The organism is Kosakonia sp. YIM B13588, assembly GCF_042788165.1.
In the GTDB taxonomy this organism is placed as follows: Bacteria; Pseudomonadota; Gammaproteobacteria; order Enterobacterales; family Enterobacteriaceae; genus Kosakonia; species Kosakonia sacchari.
This window is the reverse complement of record NZ_JBHZPO010000015.1, coordinates 1-15,844: the sequence shown is the minus strand read 5'-3', so window position 1 is coordinate 15,844 and position 15,844 is coordinate 1. Positions and strand designations below refer to the sequence as shown.

General features: G+C 51.1%; 15 protein-coding genes. 9 read left to right on the top strand and 6 right to left on the bottom strand.

Annotation, left to right across the window (positions count from 1 at the left end; genetic code table 11):
- The first annotated feature begins 354 nt into the window (after positions 1-354).
- From glnA to ACFX4U_RS20615, 4 genes are all read left to right on the top strand, one after another.
- Positions 355-1,764: a glutamate--ammonia ligase gene (gene glnA / locus ACFX4U_RS20630; protein WP_017460102.1), complete on the top strand. Its 1,410-nt coding sequence runs from the start codon at positions 355-357 to the stop codon at positions 1,762-1,764.
- A 266-nt stretch (positions 1,765-2,030) separates the two neighbouring features.
- Positions 2,031-3,080, top strand: a complete 1,050-nt coding sequence (gene glnL / locus ACFX4U_RS20625; RefSeq protein WP_017460101.1) for a nitrogen regulation protein NR(II) — start codon at positions 2,031-2,033, stop codon at positions 3,078-3,080.
- Positions 3,081-3,088: 8 nt separating this feature from the next.
- A complete protein-coding gene (gene glnG, locus ACFX4U_RS20620) occupies positions 3,089-4,498 on the top strand; it encodes a nitrogen regulation protein NR(I) (protein ID WP_017460100.1) in 1,410 nt (469 codons plus the stop codon).
- Positions 4,499-4,608: 110 nt separating this feature from the next.
- The gene (locus tag ACFX4U_RS20615) at positions 4,609-4,731 is read left to right on the top strand and encodes a YshB family small membrane protein (protein ID WP_141399381.1); all 123 of its coding nucleotides are present in this window, start codon (positions 4,609-4,611) and stop codon (positions 4,729-4,731) included.
- Positions 4,732-4,797: 66 nt separating this feature from the next.
- Here the strand turns inward: ACFX4U_RS20615 and hemN are convergent, their stop codons facing one another.
- Together hemN and yihI are read right to left on the bottom strand one after the other, a co-directional pair.
- On the bottom strand, positions 4,798-6,171 hold the full coding sequence (hemN, locus tag ACFX4U_RS20610) for an oxygen-independent coproporphyrinogen III oxidase (RefSeq protein WP_313508285.1): 1,374 nt from the start codon (positions 6,169-6,171) through the stop codon (positions 4,798-4,800).
- A gap of 186 nt (positions 6,172-6,357) precedes the next feature.
- On the bottom strand, positions 6,358-6,858 hold the full coding sequence (gene yihI / locus ACFX4U_RS20605; RefSeq protein WP_305737518.1) for a Der GTPase-activating protein YihI: 501 nt from the start codon (positions 6,856-6,858) through the stop codon (positions 6,358-6,360).
- A 575-nt stretch (positions 6,859-7,433) separates the two neighbouring features.
- Between yihI and yihA the strand changes: the two genes are divergently transcribed.
- Positions 7,434-8,063: a ribosome biogenesis GTP-binding protein YihA/YsxC gene (yihA, locus tag ACFX4U_RS20600; RefSeq protein ID WP_200553221.1), complete on the top strand. Its 630-nt coding sequence runs from the start codon at positions 7,434-7,436 to the stop codon at positions 8,061-8,063.
- A 306-nt stretch (positions 8,064-8,369) separates the two neighbouring features.
- Here yihA and polA read toward each other — a convergent pair whose 3' ends face one another.
- Positions 8,370-11,156: a DNA polymerase I gene (gene polA / locus ACFX4U_RS20595; RefSeq protein WP_349350729.1), complete on the bottom strand. Its 2,787-nt coding sequence runs from the start codon at positions 11,154-11,156 to the stop codon at positions 8,370-8,372.
- A gap of 422 nt (positions 11,157-11,578) precedes the next feature.
- On the opposite strand from polA, the gene ACFX4U_RS20590 reads away from it, so the two are divergent.
- Positions 11,579-12,487, top strand: coding sequence for an acyltransferase (locus tag ACFX4U_RS20590; protein ID WP_313508283.1), 909 nt, complete (start codon positions 11,579-11,581; stop codon positions 12,485-12,487).
- Positions 12,488-12,499: 12 nt separating this feature from the next.
- Here the strand turns inward: ACFX4U_RS20590 and dsbA are convergent, their stop codons facing one another.
- From dsbA to ACFX4U_RS20575, 3 genes are all read right to left on the bottom strand, one after another.
- On the bottom strand, positions 12,500-13,123 hold the full coding sequence (dsbA, locus tag ACFX4U_RS20585; RefSeq protein ID WP_017460093.1) for a thiol:disulfide interchange protein DsbA: 624 nt from the start codon (positions 13,121-13,123) through the stop codon (positions 12,500-12,502).
- A gap of 16 nt (positions 13,124-13,139) precedes the next feature.
- Positions 13,140-14,126, bottom strand: coding sequence for a serine/threonine protein kinase (locus ACFX4U_RS20580; RefSeq protein ID WP_313508282.1), 987 nt, complete (start codon positions 14,124-14,126; stop codon positions 13,140-13,142).
- Between the two features lie 75 nt (positions 14,127-14,201).
- On the bottom strand, positions 14,202-14,471 hold the full coding sequence (locus tag ACFX4U_RS20575) for a YihD family protein (protein ID WP_017460091.1): 270 nt from the start codon (positions 14,469-14,471) through the stop codon (positions 14,202-14,204).
- A gap of 69 nt (positions 14,472-14,540) precedes the next feature.
- Here ACFX4U_RS20575 and mobA point away from each other — a divergent pair, with 69 nt between their 5' ends.
- The 3 genes from mobA to ACFX4U_RS20560 all read left to right on the top strand — a co-directional run.
- Complete coding sequence (gene mobA, locus ACFX4U_RS20570; protein ID WP_313508281.1) at positions 14,541-15,128, top strand: molybdenum cofactor guanylyltransferase MobA; 588 nt, start codon at positions 14,541-14,543, stop codon at positions 15,126-15,128.
- Entirely contained in the window at positions 15,125-15,634 is a 510-nt protein-coding gene (gene mobB, locus ACFX4U_RS20565; RefSeq protein WP_313508280.1) for a molybdopterin-guanine dinucleotide biosynthesis protein MobB, read from the top strand. Before mobA ends, mobB begins: the two co-directional genes overlap by 4 nt.
- A gap of 3 nt (positions 15,635-15,637) precedes the next feature.
- On the top strand, positions 15,638-15,844 hold a 207-nt coding region (locus ACFX4U_RS20560; protein WP_380221031.1), incomplete at its 3' end, for a hypothetical protein.

Sequence of the window (15,844 nt, the reverse complement as noted above, 5' to 3'; positions counted from 1 at the left end):
CGCGTTATTGTACACGGATTAATCGCACTACAAAACAGGATCACAAACATCCCCCGCAAACAAGTATTGCAGAGATGCTTTGTGATCGCTTTCACGGAGCGTTAAAAGGGGCAATTAACGAAAATTGCACCAATATAGTGCCCTATGTTCACATAAAGGCACTATATTGGTGCAACATAACCATCATGGTGCAGCCCTTTTGCACTATACCGTGCATGATAACGCCTTTTTAGGGGCATTTAAAAGTTGGCATAGATTTCGCTTTAACGATTGTACGATAACTACGCCAGCTAACGTAGTAATTAGAAGACCTCGTTACCACGACGACAATGACAAATCCGGGAGAGTTTAAGTATGTCCGCTGAACACGTTTTGACGATGCTGAATGAGCACGAAGTGAAGTTTGTCGATCTGCGCTTCACCGATACCAAAGGTAAAGAACAGCACGTCACTATCCCAGCCCATCAGGTAAACGCTGACTTCTTTGAAGAAGGTAAAATGTTTGATGGTTCTTCGATTGGTGGCTGGAAAGGCATCAACGAATCAGACATGGTGCTGATGCCGGACGCGACTACCGCTGTCATTGACCCGTTCTACGAAGAGTCTACGCTGATCATTCGTTGCGATATCCTCGAACCAGGCACCATGCAGGGCTACGATCGTGACCCGCGCTCCATCGCTAAACGCGCTGAAGAATACCTGCGCTCTACCGGTCTGGCAGACACCGTTCTGTTTGGGCCAGAGCCGGAATTCTTCCTGTTCGACGACGTGCGCTTCGGCAGCTCCATTTCCGGTTCCAGCGTCGCTATCGACGATATCGAAGGCGCATGGAACACCTCCACCAAATACGAAGGTGGTAACAAAGGTCACCGTCCGGCTGTGAAAGGCGGTTACTTCCCGGTTCCGCCGGTCGATTCATCACAGGATCTGCGTTCCACCATGTGTCTGGTGATGGAAGAGATGGGCCTGGTTGTTGAAGCTCACCACCACGAAGTGGCAACGGCTGGTCAGAACGAAGTGGCTACCCGCTTCAACACCATGACCAAAAAAGCCGACGAAATTCAGATTTACAAATACGTGGTGCACAACGTTGCTCACCGCTTTGGTAAAACCGCGACCTTTATGCCGAAACCGATGTTCGGTGATAACGGTTCCGGTATGCACTGCCACATGTCCCTGTCCAAGAACGGTACCAACCTGTTCTCTGGCGACAAATACGCTGGCCTGTCTGAAATGGCGCTGTACTACATTGGCGGCGTAATCAAACACGCTAAAGCTATCAACGCCCTGTCTAACCCGACCACCAACTCCTACAAGCGTCTGGTCCCGGGTTATGAAGCGCCGGTAATGCTGGCTTACTCAGCACGTAACCGTTCTGCATCTATCCGTATTCCGGTAGTGGCTTCTCCGAAAGCGCGTCGTATCGAAGTGCGCTTCCCGGACCCGGCTGCTAACCCGTATCTGTGCTTCGCAGCGCTGTTGATGGCTGGTCTGGATGGCATTAAAAACAAAATCCACCCGGGCGAAGCGATGGACAAAAACCTGTATGACCTGCCGGCTGAAGAAGCGAAAGAAATCCCGCAGGTTGCAGGCTCTCTGGAAGAAGCGCTCAACGCGCTGGATGCTGACCGCGAGTTCCTGACTGCTGGTGGCGTATTCACCGACGACGCTATCGATGCTTACATCGCGCTGCGTATCGAAGAGAACGACCGTGTTCGCATGACGCCGCACCCGGTAGAGTTCGAACTGTACTACAGCGTTTAAGAATTAAGACTCGGCAGAAGTCTTGTCGCAGCAAGGCGGCAACCGAATCTGTCCCGAATCTCTGAGTTCACTAACTGATTCGGGCGAATGAGGGCAGCCAACGCAGCTACGGTGAGAAAGACGCCAGAGGATTTTTAGTTGCCGTGGAACTTTTAGCCCATCCCTGGATGGGCTTTTTTCTCCACCAACAACCTGATCTAACGCGCTTTTTACCAATAAAACGCTATACTGCACTAAATTGGTGCACACCTCCGGGAGACTGCTAAATGGCAAGCGGCGTGCTGCCCGATGCTGGGCAGATCCTCAATTCTTTGATCAACAGCATCTTGCTGGTTGATGACGATCTGGCGGTACATTACGCCAATCCTGCGGCACAGCAACTGCTGGCGCAAAGCTCTCGTAAGCTATTCGGCACACCGCTCCCCGAACTGCTGAGCTACTTTTCCCTGAACATCGATTTGATGCGGGAAAGTTTACATGCCGGGCAGGGCTTTACCGACAACGAAGTGACGCTCGTCATTGACGGGCGCTCACACATTCTTTCGCTGACGGCGCAACGTCTGCCGGATGGTTTGATTCTGCTGGAAATGGCGCCGATGGATAATCAGCGTCGTCTTAGCCAGGAGCAGCTCCAGCACGCCCAACAAGTTGCGGCGCGCGATCTGGTACGCGGTCTGGCGCATGAAATTAAAAACCCGCTTGGTGGTTTACGCGGCGCGGCGCAGTTGCTGAGCAAAGCCCTGCCCGATCCGGCTCTGCTGGAATACACCAAAGTGATCATCGAGCAGGCTGACCGCTTGCGTAACCTGGTTGATCGCCTGCTGGGGCCGCAGCAACCGGGAATGCATGTTACCGAAAGTATTCACAAAGTGGCCGAGCGCGTGGTGAAACTGGTGTCGATGGAGCTACCGGAGAATGTCACCTTAACCCGTGATTACGATCCAAGTTTGCCGGAGCTCGCGCACGATCCCGACCAAATCGAGCAGGTTTTACTGAATATTGTGCGTAACGCTTTGCAGGCGCTGGGGCCGGAAGGGGGCGAAATTATTCTGCGCACCCGTACCGCTTTCCAGCTGACGCTGCACGGCGTGCGTTATCGCCTCGCGGCGAGAATAGATGTGGAAGATAACGGCCCGGGTATTCCGTCGCATCTCCAGGATACCTTGTTCTACCCGATGGTGAGCGGACGTGAAGGCGGCACCGGGCTTGGGTTATCTATCGCACGCAGTTTGATTGATCAACATTCTGGCAAAATTGAATTTACCAGTTGGCCAGGCCATACCGAATTCTCGGTATTTCTGCCTATTCGGAAGTAGAGGTGTTTATGCAACGAGGGATAGTCTGGATCGTTGATGACGATAGCTCCATCCGTTGGGTGCTGGAACGCGCGCTCACCGGGGCTGGCTTGAGTTGTACAACGTTTGAAAGTGCCAATGAAGTGCTAGATGCACTCACCACCAAAACCCCGGATGTACTGCTTTCGGATATTCGTATGCCAGGGATGGATGGTCTTGCGTTACTGAAACAGATCAAACAGCGCCATCCGATGCTCCCGGTCATCATTATGACCGCGCATTCCGATCTCGATGCAGCGGTAAGCGCGTATCAACAAGGGGCATTCGATTATCTGCCCAAACCGTTTGATATCGACGAAGCCGTTGCGCTGGTTGAGCGCGCGATCAGCCATTATCAGGAACAGCAGCAGCCACGTAATGTGCAGGCCAGCGGCCCGACGACTGACATCATCGGCGAAGCACCGGCGATGCAGGATGTGTTTCGCATTATCGGTCGCCTGTCACGCTCGTCGATCAGCGTGTTGATTAATGGTGAATCGGGAACCGGTAAAGAACTGGTGGCTCATGCGCTGCATCGCCACAGCCCGCGCGTGAAAGCGCCGTTTATCGCCCTCAATATGGCGGCCATTCCAAAGGATTTGATTGAATCGGAACTGTTTGGTCACGAAAAAGGGGCGTTTACTGGCGCAAATACGATTCGTCAGGGACGGTTTGAGCAAGCCGATGGCGGGACACTGTTTCTGGACGAAATAGGCGATATGCCGCTGGATGTGCAGACTCGTTTGCTGCGCGTACTGGCCGATGGCCAGTTTTATCGCGTGGGCGGTTATGCGCCGGTGAAGGTCGATGTACGCATTATCGCAGCCACGCACCAGAACCTGGAACAGCGCGTTCAGGAGGGCAAATTCCGTGAGGATCTGTTCCACCGCCTGAACGTGATCCGCGTGCATTTGCCGCCGCTGCGCGAACGCCGGGAAGATATTCCGCGTTTAGCACGCCACTTTTTGCAAGTCGCCGCACGTGAGCTGGGTGTGGAAACGAAACAACTGCATCCGGAAACCGAAACCGCGCTAACGCGTCTGGCATGGCCGGGTAACGTCCGCCAACTGGAAAACACCTGCCGCTGGTTAACGGTTATGGCCGCAGGCCAGGAAGTGTTGATTCAGGATTTGCCAGGCGAGTTGTTCGAAACCACCGTGCCGGACAGCCCTTCGCAGAGCCTGCCAGACAGTTGGGCAACACTGCTGGCGCAATGGGCGGATCGCGCATTGCGTTCCGGTCATCAAAACCTGCTTTCAGAAGCGCAACCCGAAATGGAGCGCACCTTACTGACCACGGCGCTGCGCCACACGCAGGGCCACAAACAGGAAGCGGCGCGGCTGCTCGGATGGGGTCGTAATACCCTGACGCGTAAGTTGAAAGAACTGGGAATGGAATAACAGGCAGGCGAAGTGTAAAGAATGAACCGCGATCGCAAATTGCCGCTATTTTGCGCTTTACTGTTACCGGCAGTGACGTATGATCTTGCCCGTTCATGGGAGAGGTCATCATGCTGGAATCATTAATCAATGTGGTCACTGCAGGCGTAGAAGCTGGCGCGTCGGCAAGCCACACACCGCAAACGGCCATCGCGGCTGTTCTGTGTGCCGCGCTGGTTGGGCTGTTTAGCTAATCTTCGCGTTATGCTGCGCTTATCAGGCCTACAAAATTTCTTTTGTAGGCTTGATGCGCCATCTCGTTAAATCACGCGTGAAAACTGTTGCAAGCGTGCCTTGCGCCGCAGATAAGCATCGAAACACATGCAGATATTGCGGATTAGCAAACGCCCTTTCGCTGTGACCTGTAATCCCTGCTCGTTCATTGCCACCAGCCCGTCCTCCACCAGCGGTGCCAGCAGGCGCAAATCCTCGGCAAAATAATCACGGAAGTTGAGATCCCAGGCGCGTTCCACCGCATCGAACTCAAGGCGGAAATTGCAAATCAGCCCTTTGATCACATCGCGGCGAATACAGTCATCACGGGTTAACGCGATACCGCGCCACAGCGCATTTCCGCGCTCGTCCACTTGCTGATAATAGTGCTTCAGCTCTTTTTGGTTTTGCGCGTAGCTGTCGCCGATCATGCTAATGGCAGAAACGCCCAACCCCAGCAGATCGCTGTCGCCCTGCGTGGTGTACCCCTGGAAATTACGGTGCAGTACACCTTCACGCTGAGCAATAGCCAGCTCATCGTCCGGGCGGGCAAAGTGATCCATGCCAATAAACTGGTAACCGGAGCCAGTCAGCGAAGCGATGGTTTGCTGCAAAATATCGAGTTTCTGCTGCGCTGTAGGCAAATCAGCGTCTTTGATTTTGCGCTGCGCGGCGAACAATGTCGGCAAATGCGCGTAGTTGAAGACGCTCAGGCGATCCGGGCTAAGCGCCGCCACGCGCTGTAACGTGAAAGCGAAGCTTTCCGGCGTCTGTTTTGGCAGGCCGTAAATCAGGTCAATATTGGTCGAGGTAAAACCAATATCGCGGGCGTGATTGAGCAGCGCGAAGATAAATTCTTCATCCTGCTCGCGATTGACCAGACGCTGAACCTCTTTGTTGAAATCCTGCACGCCCATACTCAGGCGATTAAAGCCTTCGCTACGCAGATGATCGAGCACATCCAGTTCGATTTCGCGTGGATCAACTTCGATCGAGATTTCCGCATCAGCATCAAACGCAAAATGACCGCGCAGCAGGCTCATCAGACGGCTGATTTGCGCTTTGTTCAGATAGGTCGGTGTACCGCCGCCCCAGTGCAACTGGCTGACGTGGCGACCTGAAAATAGCGGCGCGCGGTGAATAATTTCCTGCTCAAGCGCGTCCAGATACTGATCGGCTTTATGCTGCTGGCGGGTGACAATCTTATTGCAGCCGCAGAAGTAGCACAGCTTGTGACAGAACGGGATATGCACATACAGCGACAGCGGTCGCTCAGGGTAACGCACCACAGCCTGGCGAAAATCGTCTTCGCCGTAAGCGTCGGAAAACTCCAGCGCGGTGGGATATGAGGTGTAACGCGGCCCGGAATAGTTATATTTCTGGATCAGGGCCAGATCCCAGTCGATGACTTGCTCAGACATTGTTTACTCCTTCCGATGACGCCGCTGGCGGTTCCGGCGGCCCGGCCTGACCTCGTTTCGGGTCATAAGCCGGTTGCGCAGCCACAATTTGCGCCGCGACAACCGCTGTAGTTTAACGAATAACCACACCAGATAACATATAACCGGAAGGGTTATAAGCAGGACAGAAAGCCCCATAGAAAAGGATTAGTTGCCGCCCTTCAGCAGACGCATCATATCTTCTTTGCCTTCTTCTTCCTCTTCTTCGTCATCATCGTAAGAGAGGCCGAGTTTCTGCATCAGCTCATCAATGCGGTCCAGTTTGGCATCGACCCACGCCTGATCGTCAGCACTCAGGGTTTCCCCCTCTTCCAGACGTTCCAGTAGCGCGTCCAGGCGCTCATCCGTTTCCAGCATTTCCAGCTCAGCCTGCGGTGAAAGCATAGGTTTCTCGCTCTTAGGTTTGTGCTGCTTGTTGACCGGCGTGTCGGTGACACCCAGCGGGATCGGTTTTTTACTGCCAATACGCGGATCTTTTTGCTGTTTACCCCTTCCGGAGCCAGAAGCACCGTCGCCACCGTTCGCACGGCTGCCTGAAACATTACCGCGGTGCTTTTTCTCACGCTTACGATCGCGGCCTTCCTGATTTAACTCTTCACGGGTTTTACGGCGCACTTTACCGCGCGGATTGGTGGACGGTTTTTTCATATTAGTGGTCTTAAGTCGTTTTTCATCAGTATAGAATTGCGGCGGAATCTAGCAGAAAGCAAGCAAAGAAAAAAGGCGACAGTGCAAACTGTCGCCTTTTTTCTTGACCCTTCACCCGTAATGGGTTTTACATTCCGTGTTCGCTATCAACTTGCCCTGTTTATCCGTTAGCGTAGAACGTTCCCTGTTACGGTTCCTTTTCCTTGTTCAACGTCTTCTGACGTTAGTCTCCGGTCTTCGCCTCCTGGCGCTCCTGACCCCTCATTCCGTGAGTTATCCTTCCACAAGCAGCATCCGGCCTTGGTGGGTTACTTTACCCTTCTGAGCTAAACTGACAAGCAGGAAAAGCGCCAGAACCCGCAGTTTAAGAAAATTCTATATACATAACCCTTTGATTAGATAACTTTTAGACATTTTTTAATCTGCAATTTCTCCGAAAGTTCGCATAACGAAAAGGGCAAATATCTTACAGATCGCGCGGTAATGGCTCACAGCAGAGTTTCTGGCGAGAAAAACAGCCTTTTGCGTGGGTTCAGGTATAATCGCCGCATGCTTTGACGATGGAGACGACCATTTTGACTAACTGGAATTACCAACAGACGCACTTTGTCACCAGTGCGCCTGATATTCGCCACTTACCCGCCGATACCGGCATTGAAGTGGCTTTTGCTGGCCGCTCCAACGCAGGTAAATCGAGCGCACTTAATACCCTGACCAACCAGAAAAACCTGGCGCGAACCTCGAAAACGCCCGGCCGTACGCAGCTGATTAACTTGTTTGAAGTCGCTGATGGCAAACGTCTTGTCGACTTGCCGGGTTATGGCTACGCGGAAGTGCCGGAAGAGATGAAACTCAAATGGCAACGCGCGCTGGGTGAATACCTCGAAAAACGCCAATGCCTGCAAGGTTTAGTGGTGCTGATGGATATTCGCCATCCGCTGAAAGATCTTGATCAGCAGATGATCCTGTGGGCTGTCGAGAGCAATCTGCAAGTGCTGGTACTGCTGACCAAGGCGGATAAACTGGCCAGCGGCGCGCGGAAAGCGCAACTGAATATGGTGCGTGAAGCTGTGCTTGCCTTTAACGGCGAAGTCCAGGTTGAAACCTTCTCGTCGCTGAAAAAACAAGGCGTGGATAAACTACGTGAGAAGCTGGATGGCTGGTTCAATAACCTGCCGCCAGTGGAAGAAGAAACGGGCGAGTAACCTTCATATCAAGCGTGGCATTCGCCGCGCTTTTTCTTTCTTTCGCACAATAAAAAACGCCCCAGTCATTTCTGACTGGGGCGGCTAAATATTCAGCCAAATCCGATTACGTGAAGTAAAAGGTCTGAAAGATAGAACATCTTACCTCTGTACCCTACGCGAATAACTCTACTCCCTTTTTAGATCCGGACAAAGCACTTTTTGTAATTTCTTTTCAATTTTTACATAGGGAATTCTAATGATTGTCACAAAACTCACGGTGATTTGTTGCTTACTTACAGAAAAAGCCCTTTACCCACCGAACACTTAGTGCGCTTGATCCCAGTTTTGACCACTTCCGACTTCCACCAGCAACGGCACATCCAGTTTGGTGCTGCTCTCCATCAATTCATGGATCTTTTTCGACACGGCCTCAACATCATCTTTATGCACTTCAAACACCAGTTCATCGTGCACCTGCATGATCAACCGCACGCGCGGTTTCTCGCTTTGCAGCCAGCTATCTACAGCGATCATGGCGCGTTTAATGATGTCCGCTGCCGTTCCCTGCATGGGAGCATTGATCGCCGCACGTTCCGCACCGGCTCGTCTGGCTCCATTGCTGGATTTGATATCCGGCAGGTAAAGACGACGCCCATCCAGAGTTTCAACATAGCCACGATCTTTCGCCTGTGCGCGGGTACGCTCCATATATTCCAGCACGCCAGGATAACGTTCGAAGTAGAGATCCATGTACTTCTGCGACTCTTTACGCGGGATATTGAGCTGACGCGATAAACCAAAGGCGCTCATGCCGTAAATCAGCCCAAAGTTGATCGCTTTCGCGCTGCGGCGCTGCTCGTTACTGACACTTTCCAGTGGCAAACCAAACACTTCTGCCGCCGTTGCGCGGTGAATGTCTTTACCTTCTGCAAATGCAGACAGCAGGCCTTTGTCGCGTGACAGGTGCGCCATAATACGCAGCTCAATTTGCGAGTAGTCCGCCGAGACAATGACGTAATCTTTCGGCGCGATAAAGGCCTGGCGGATACGGCGGCCTTCCTCATTACGCACCGGAATATTTTGCAGGTTCGGATCGGTCGAAGATAAACGGCCCGTTGCCGTCACAGCCTGATGATACGAAGTATGCACACGCCCGGTTTTCGGGTTAATCATCAGCGGCAGCTTATCGGTATAGGTCGATTTCAGCTTCGCCAACCCACGATGTTCGAGAATAACTTTTGGCAGCGGGTAATCCAGCGCGAGCTCTTCGAGCACCTCTTCTGAAGTCGACGGCGCGCCACCAGGTGTTTTCTTCAGCGGTTTAATGCCTTGCTTCTCAAACAGAATGGTTTGCAGCTGCTTGGTTGACGAGAGGTTAAACGGTTCGCCCGCAATTTCATGCGCCTTTTTCTCCAGTTCCGCCAGGCGCAGCGTCAACTCTTCGGAGTGCTTGTGTAAGACGGCGGGATCAATATTGACGCCATTACGCTCAATACGCGAAATTACCGGCACCAGCGGCATTTCAATGTTCTGAAAGACGTTCAGCGGCCCGGCATTATTTTGCAGCTCCGGCCACATCTTTAGATGCAGTTGCAGCGTGACATCGGCGTCTTCCGCTGCATAACGCCCGGCCTGTTCGAGATCGATCTGATTAAACGTTAATTGGTTTTTACCTTTACCGGCGATCTCTTCGAAGGTGATCGTTTTGTGCTTCAGCCAGCGCTCGGAGAGGCTGTCCATGTCATGACGACCGGCGACGCTATCCAGTATGTAGGATTCCAGCATGGTATCGAAGGCAATGCCGCGCAGTTCAATGCCGTAATTTTCCAGCACGCCGCGATCATATTTGAGGTTCTGCCCCACTTTACGGGCATTTTCATCTTCCAGCAGCGGTTTCAGTAATTCCAGCACGCGCTCACGCGGGATTTGATCCGGTGCATCAAGATAATCATGCGCAACCGGCACATAAGCCGCGATACCCGGTTCGGTCGCAAAGGAGAGGCCAACCAGATTGGCGCTGATATTATCGAGGCTGTCGGTTTCAGTATCGAACGCAAAGAGCGGTGCGCTTTTCAGTTTGCCGATCCATGTTTGCAACGTCTCTTCATCGAGAATGGTGACGTAATTTTCCGCCGACAGCGCGGCTGCGGGAATATCAGCTTCTGCCTCAATCTCAATGGTTTCCTGCGGTTTTGCCGCCGGTTTATCGCCTTTCGCCTGGAGCCATTTGCCCGCTTCTACATCTGCGCTCCAGCGTTTGAATTCATATTTCTTAAAAAGCTCCAGGAGCGCTTGCGCCGCAGGCTGCTGAACTTCCAGCTGTTCGCAGGTCAGCTCGAGTTCGACATCCGTTTTAATCGTGGCCAGCTGGTAAGAGAGGTAGGCCACCTCTTTATTCTGCTCAAGTTTCGCCGCCATGGTTTTCGCACCGCGGAAGGTGAGCCCGGCGATTTTATCCGATTCGGTATAGAGCGTATCCAGACCGCCCAGCCCTTGTAGCAGCGCCTGCGCTGTTTTCTCGCCAACGCCTGGCACACCTGGAATGTTATCTGAGGAGTCACCCATCAGGGCGAGGAAATCGATAATTAACTCCGGCGGGACGCCATATTTTGTGACGACTTCATCCGGGCCGAGGATCGTGTTGGTCATAGTATTGATAAGCGTAATATTTGGCGTCACCAGCTGCGCCATATCTTTATCACCGGTGCTTATCAACACCGGCCGGCCAACCTTTTCGGCTTCGCGCGCCAGCGTGCCGATGACATCATCCGCTTCAACGCCAGAGACCGCCAGTAACGGCAATCCCATCGCTTTTACCATAGTGTGCAGCGGTTCAATTTGCGCACGCAAATCGTCCGGCATTGGCGGGCGATGAGATTTGTAATGCTCAAACAGTTCATCACGGAAGGTTTTGCCTTTCGCATCAAACACCACCGCGGCATGTGTCGGCTGGTATTGCAAAATCAGGCTGCGCAACATGTTGAGCACGCCATACATAGCACCAGTAGGTTCACCAGCGCTGTTAGTCAATGGCGGAAACGCATGATACGCGCGATATAGGTAAGACGAGCCGTCAACAAGGATAAGTGGGTTTTCTGGGATCTGAACCATGATGTCCATGCCTGTTTATCAAATTATGGTTAAAGGATGCCACAGACAGGGAGAAAACATGAGTTTTTCGCGGAAAATGCCGAAAAGATTTCGCGATCGTCGGGATCGCTCGCATAAACATCCTGTGGATAAGTTTGTGAATAGTTTTTATCAGGCTGGACTTTTGTGCCATTACGCCGATCGTAGGATTATACAAACCATTTATATTCAATAGGTTATATTATAAAAGATGATCATTGTTGCTTTTTGCCAGCAATTTACGCTGTGTGGATATAAGTAATTTTGATTTGATTTATTACCAATAATTGCTCAGGTATTACCAGCAAGCTTTAAGCATTCGTGATAACTATTTTCTGTTAAGATCTGCGCCTTGCGCTTTTTTAGTGTGCTTTTTGGCAGCTAACTTTCTGAATAATATAACTATGTCGAGATTTCTTGCGGTAACCACTCTATTTTTGAGTGTCCTGCTCACCATATTGGTTACCATTGTTTGCTCCGTGCCCATAATTATCGCCGGAATGCTCAAGCTGTTAATTCCCGTTCCTGCGGTATGGCGCGCGATCTCAACGTTTTGCAATTTTATGATGTATTGCTGGTGCGAAGGGCTTTCATTGCTATTGCACCTCAACCCTTATTTAAAATGGGATGTTGAGGGGCTGGAAGGGCTGGATAAGAAGAACTGGTATTTGCTGATCTGCAATCATCATAGCTGGGCGGATATTGTGGTGTTATGCGTGTTGTTTCGTAAACATATTCCCATGAACAAATATTTTCTTAAACAGCAACTGGCGTGGGTACCTTTTATTGGCCTTGCTTGCTGGGCGCTGGATATGCCTTTTATGCGCCGTTACTCCAGAAGTTATTTGATTCGTCACCCTGAACGTCGGGGTAAAGATGTAGAAACCACGCGCCGCTCATGCGAGAAATTTCGCTTTCACCCGACCACCATTGTGAACTTTGTTGAAGGCTCGCGCTTTACGGAAGAAAAACGCCAACAAACACGCTCTTCTTTCAAAAACCTGCTATCGCCAAAAGCAGCTGGTGTTGCCATGGCGCTAAATGTATTGGGTAAACAGTTCGATAAATTGCTTGATATTACGCTCTGTTATCCGGAAAACGACCGGACGCCGTTCTTTGATATGCTCAGCGGTAAGCTGACGCGTATTGTCGTGCGAGTCAATTTATTGTCGGTGGATGAAGCGTTACACGGAGACTACGTTAACGATAAGAATTTTAAACGGAGTTTCCAGCAGTGGCTGAATAAACTGTGGCTTGGGAAAGACGAACTGATTGATACCATCAAAGCAGAATACAAAAACGCCGGTCAGTGACCGGCGTTATTTTTATTTCTTCTCAACCAGATATTTCACGGTGTTTGCATAGTCCTGCACGAAGGCGTCCAGGCTACTGCCGTCCATACCCTGCTGGTTAACCTGGTATTTCCCGTTAACAAACATGGCCGGAACGCCCTGAAGTTGTAAATCCGCAGCCGCTTTTTCTTGCTGAGCAACCAGCGATTTCACCACGAAGCTGTTCCACGCAGCATCATACTCTTCGCCTTTCACACCCGCGCTGATGAAGACATCGCGAATATCAGCAACAGACTGTACGGTCTGTGTTTTCTGCACCGCTTCAAACAGCGGAGAGGTGATTTTATCCTCCACACCAAGCGCCATGGCCACAGCCCACGCCTGCGTCATCTCTTTACCCAGTGGACCTAAGAATTCCACGTGGTATTTGGTCATTTTTGTGCCCTCTGGCAGCTTCTTCTTCACCGCGTCAGCAATATGCCAAACTTGCTCGAAATCATAGCAGTGCGGGCAATAAAACGAGAAGAACTCAAGCACCTGCGGCTCGCCCGCCACTGGCTTATCAAGCGTAATAAATTGCTTACCGTCTGTCGGTTGTGCTGCTGAGGCGCTAAAAGCCAGAATCATTCCTGCCAGCGCCAGCCAAATTTTCTTCATGGTTAACTCTCTCCATTTAATACATTGGTGTTAATGCTAAAGGTGGTTCTTGAAGAACTTTCACCTGTTCAAGAAAAATCAATGTTTGTCTGTGCCAGTGATCTTCACTGCTTAGCCATGGGAAATTTTTGGGAAATGCCGGATCGTCCCAGCGACGAATCAGCCATGCCAGATAATAAACCAGGCGCATGGCGCGTAGCGGCTCGATTAACCCGAGCTCGGTCATGTCGAATTCACTGAATTCTTCGTAGGCCTCAACGATCATCTCCAGCTGCATGCGCTGCTCAGCTTTATCGCCGTGTAGCAACATCCACAGATCCTGTACGGCGGGGCCATTACGGGCATCGTCTAAATCAACGAACATTGGCCCGTCTCGCCAGAGAATATTCCCTGCATGGCAATCACCATGCAGACGCAAAAAATTAAAACGGTTATGCCATTGCGCCATCACAGCATCGATAAGCTTATCGGCTGCGCGCAAAAATTCATCTTTTAAACCAGAAGGAATGAGCGTTGATGTTTCAAAGAGTTGGCGTGGCTCAATCAAATATTCTTTCACGCCTATTTCCGGACGGCTTGTAAAACGCTTCTTACTGCCGGTTTGATGCATACGACCCAGGTAGCGGCCTACCCACTCCATTTGATCCAGGTTGTCGGCTTCAAACTGACGGCCACCAACGCTTGGGAAAACAGCGAAAAAGAAGTCCTGATGGGTAAGTAAGGTTTGATTATTGAAAGCGAGCGGCGCCGCGACCGGCATGTCATCACGTTGCAAATCTAAAGCAAATTCATGCTCTTCACGGATTTGTTCTGCAGACCAACGCTCCGGGCGGTAAAACTTCACCACATAACGTTTGCGATCTTCATCCTGAAATTGATAAACGCGGTTTTCATAGCTGTTGAGCGGGGTAAGCCCGGAATCCACCCGGATCCCCTGCTCAAACAGCGCATCCATAATGGTATCCGGGTGTAATGTCTGGAAGGTAAAGGCGTTGCAGGTCATCCTGGGATCCGAAAATACGACGAATAATTCAGGATATCATTTCGTAGCGTATTCGGTTGCGCCGCTTACAAGCTTTTACTCTTTAATTACGCCACGCGCGCGCAACAGCGCGGTTTTAAAATCCTCTTCATAATCTTTCTGAATGCCTGGGATCACGGCATCTTTCGAGGAGTCGCGCATTTTCAAATGATAGATCAGGATGTCATCACTTAAATCCACAAGGTCGCCTTGATAACCTGACTCTTGCGCCAGTTTCTGCAAAAATTGCACTAAATTAAGCTCTGGTTCTTTTTGCCATGCAGGCTGGAGAAGTTCGATAACTTCATTCAGGCGTTTACATTTCATAATCGTGCTCCTTACTCTGGGTACAGACACGTTAGCAGGGTAAAACCCACAATAAAAGAGGCGATAAGGGTGACAGACAGTAGTGCAGTAACAGGTGTGGTGCTGGCGGGAGGAAAAGCCTCGCGGATGGGTGGAAAAGATAAAGGGTTGCAGGAATTAAATGGCAAACCGCTGTGGCAACATGTTGCCGAACGGCTGGCACCACAGGTAACCAGCTTAGTTATCAGCGCTAATCGAAACCTTGAAATTTATCGCACCAGTGGCTTACCGGTCCTTACAGATACGCTGGATGATTTTCCCGGCCCTCTAGCGGGAATTCTCTCCGTTATGCAGCAAAGCGACGAGGAGTGGTTTTTGTTTTGCCCGTGCGATACGCCACGTATACCAACGGATCTTATGACGCGGTTACAAAAGAACCGGCAGCATAATGCGCCAGCAATGTGGGTTAATGATGGCGAGAGAGATCACCCGGCAATTGCTCTGGTACATCGCAGCGTTTTACCATTTTTGCGGGACTATCTCGCCAGCGGCGAACGTCGGGTGATGGTATTTATGCGACGAGCAGGAGGGCATGCGGTTGATTTTAGTGATGTGAAATCCGCCTTCGCCAATGTGAACACCCCTGATGATCTCGCGCACTGGCAGGAGAGAACATGATCCCATTACTCGCCATTGCCGCCTGGAGCGGAACCGGTAAAACGACGCTACTTAAGAAGTTGATTCCAGCTCTCTGTGAACAAGGTATTCGCCTCGGGTTAATCAAACATACCCATCACGATATGGATGTTGATAAGCCTGGTAAAGACAGCTACGAATTACGTAAAGCAGGTGCGGCGCAAACATTGGTTGCCAGTTCGCAACGCTGGGCATTAATGACAGAAACGCCGGATGAGGCCGAGTTGGATTTGGCATATCTGGTTAGCAGAATGGATGCAACAAAGCTGGATCTGGTACTGATCGAGGGTTTTAAACACGAGGCTGTGCCCAAAATTCTGCTCTGGCGGCATGACTGTGGTCATGATTTAGCGGAGTTGATGCTGGACGAGCATGTTATCGCCATTGCCAGTGATATCCCTCTGATGCATGGTGTGCCGATACTAAATCTGAATGATATTGAGCAGATAGTAACGTTTATTATGCGCTGGCTCAGGCAAGTGGATTAATTTATGGGTACTTACTGCCTGTATCACATGAAGCGTTCTGGCCGGAATTTAAAACAAAAAACCGGCATCGCTGGGCGGGAGTTTAACTGCGCAAAAACACAAAAAGGCCATCCGTCAGGATGGCCTCTTCACTTGTTTGATGCCTGGCAGTTCCCTACTCTCGCATGGGGAGACCCCACACTACCATCGGCGCTACGGCGTTTCACTTCT

Excerpts from the sequence above, each read along its gene's own strand:
- glnA (WP_017460102.1), top strand. The coding sequence starts at position 355 with ATGTCCGCTGAACACGTTTTGACGATGCTGAATGAGCACGAAGTGAAG.
- glnL (WP_017460101.1), top strand. The coding sequence starts at position 2,031 with ATGGCAAGCGGCGTGCTGCCCGATGCTGGGCAGATCCTCAATTCTTTG.
- glnG (WP_017460100.1), top strand. The coding sequence starts at position 3,089 with ATGCAACGAGGGATAGTCTGGATCGTTGATGACGATAGCTCCATCCGT.
- ACFX4U_RS20615 (WP_141399381.1), top strand. The coding sequence starts at position 4,609 with ATGCTGGAATCATTAATCAATGTGGTCACTGCAGGCGTAGAAGCTGGC.
- hemN (WP_313508285.1), bottom strand. The coding sequence starts at position 6,171 with ATGTCTGAGCAAGTCATCGACTGGGATCTGGCCCTGATCCAGAAATAT.
- yihI (WP_305737518.1), bottom strand. The coding sequence starts at position 6,858 with ATGAAAAAACCGTCCACCAATCCGCGCGGTAAAGTGCGCCGTAAAACC.
- polA (WP_349350729.1), bottom strand. The coding sequence starts at position 11,156 with ATGGTTCAGATCCCAGAAAACCCACTTATCCTTGTTGACGGCTCGTCT.
- ACFX4U_RS20590 (WP_313508283.1), top strand. The coding sequence starts at position 11,579 with ATGTCGAGATTTCTTGCGGTAACCACTCTATTTTTGAGTGTCCTGCTC.
- dsbA (WP_017460093.1), bottom strand. The coding sequence starts at position 13,123 with ATGAAGAAAATTTGGCTGGCGCTGGCAGGAATGATTCTGGCTTTTAGC.
- ACFX4U_RS20580 (WP_313508282.1), bottom strand. The coding sequence starts at position 14,126 with ATGACCTGCAACGCCTTTACCTTCCAGACATTACACCCGGATACCATT.
- ACFX4U_RS20575 (WP_017460091.1), bottom strand. The coding sequence starts at position 14,471 with ATGAAATGTAAACGCCTGAATGAAGTTATCGAACTTCTCCAGCCTGCA.
- mobB (WP_313508280.1), top strand. The coding sequence starts at position 15,125 with ATGATCCCATTACTCGCCATTGCCGCCTGGAGCGGAACCGGTAAAACG.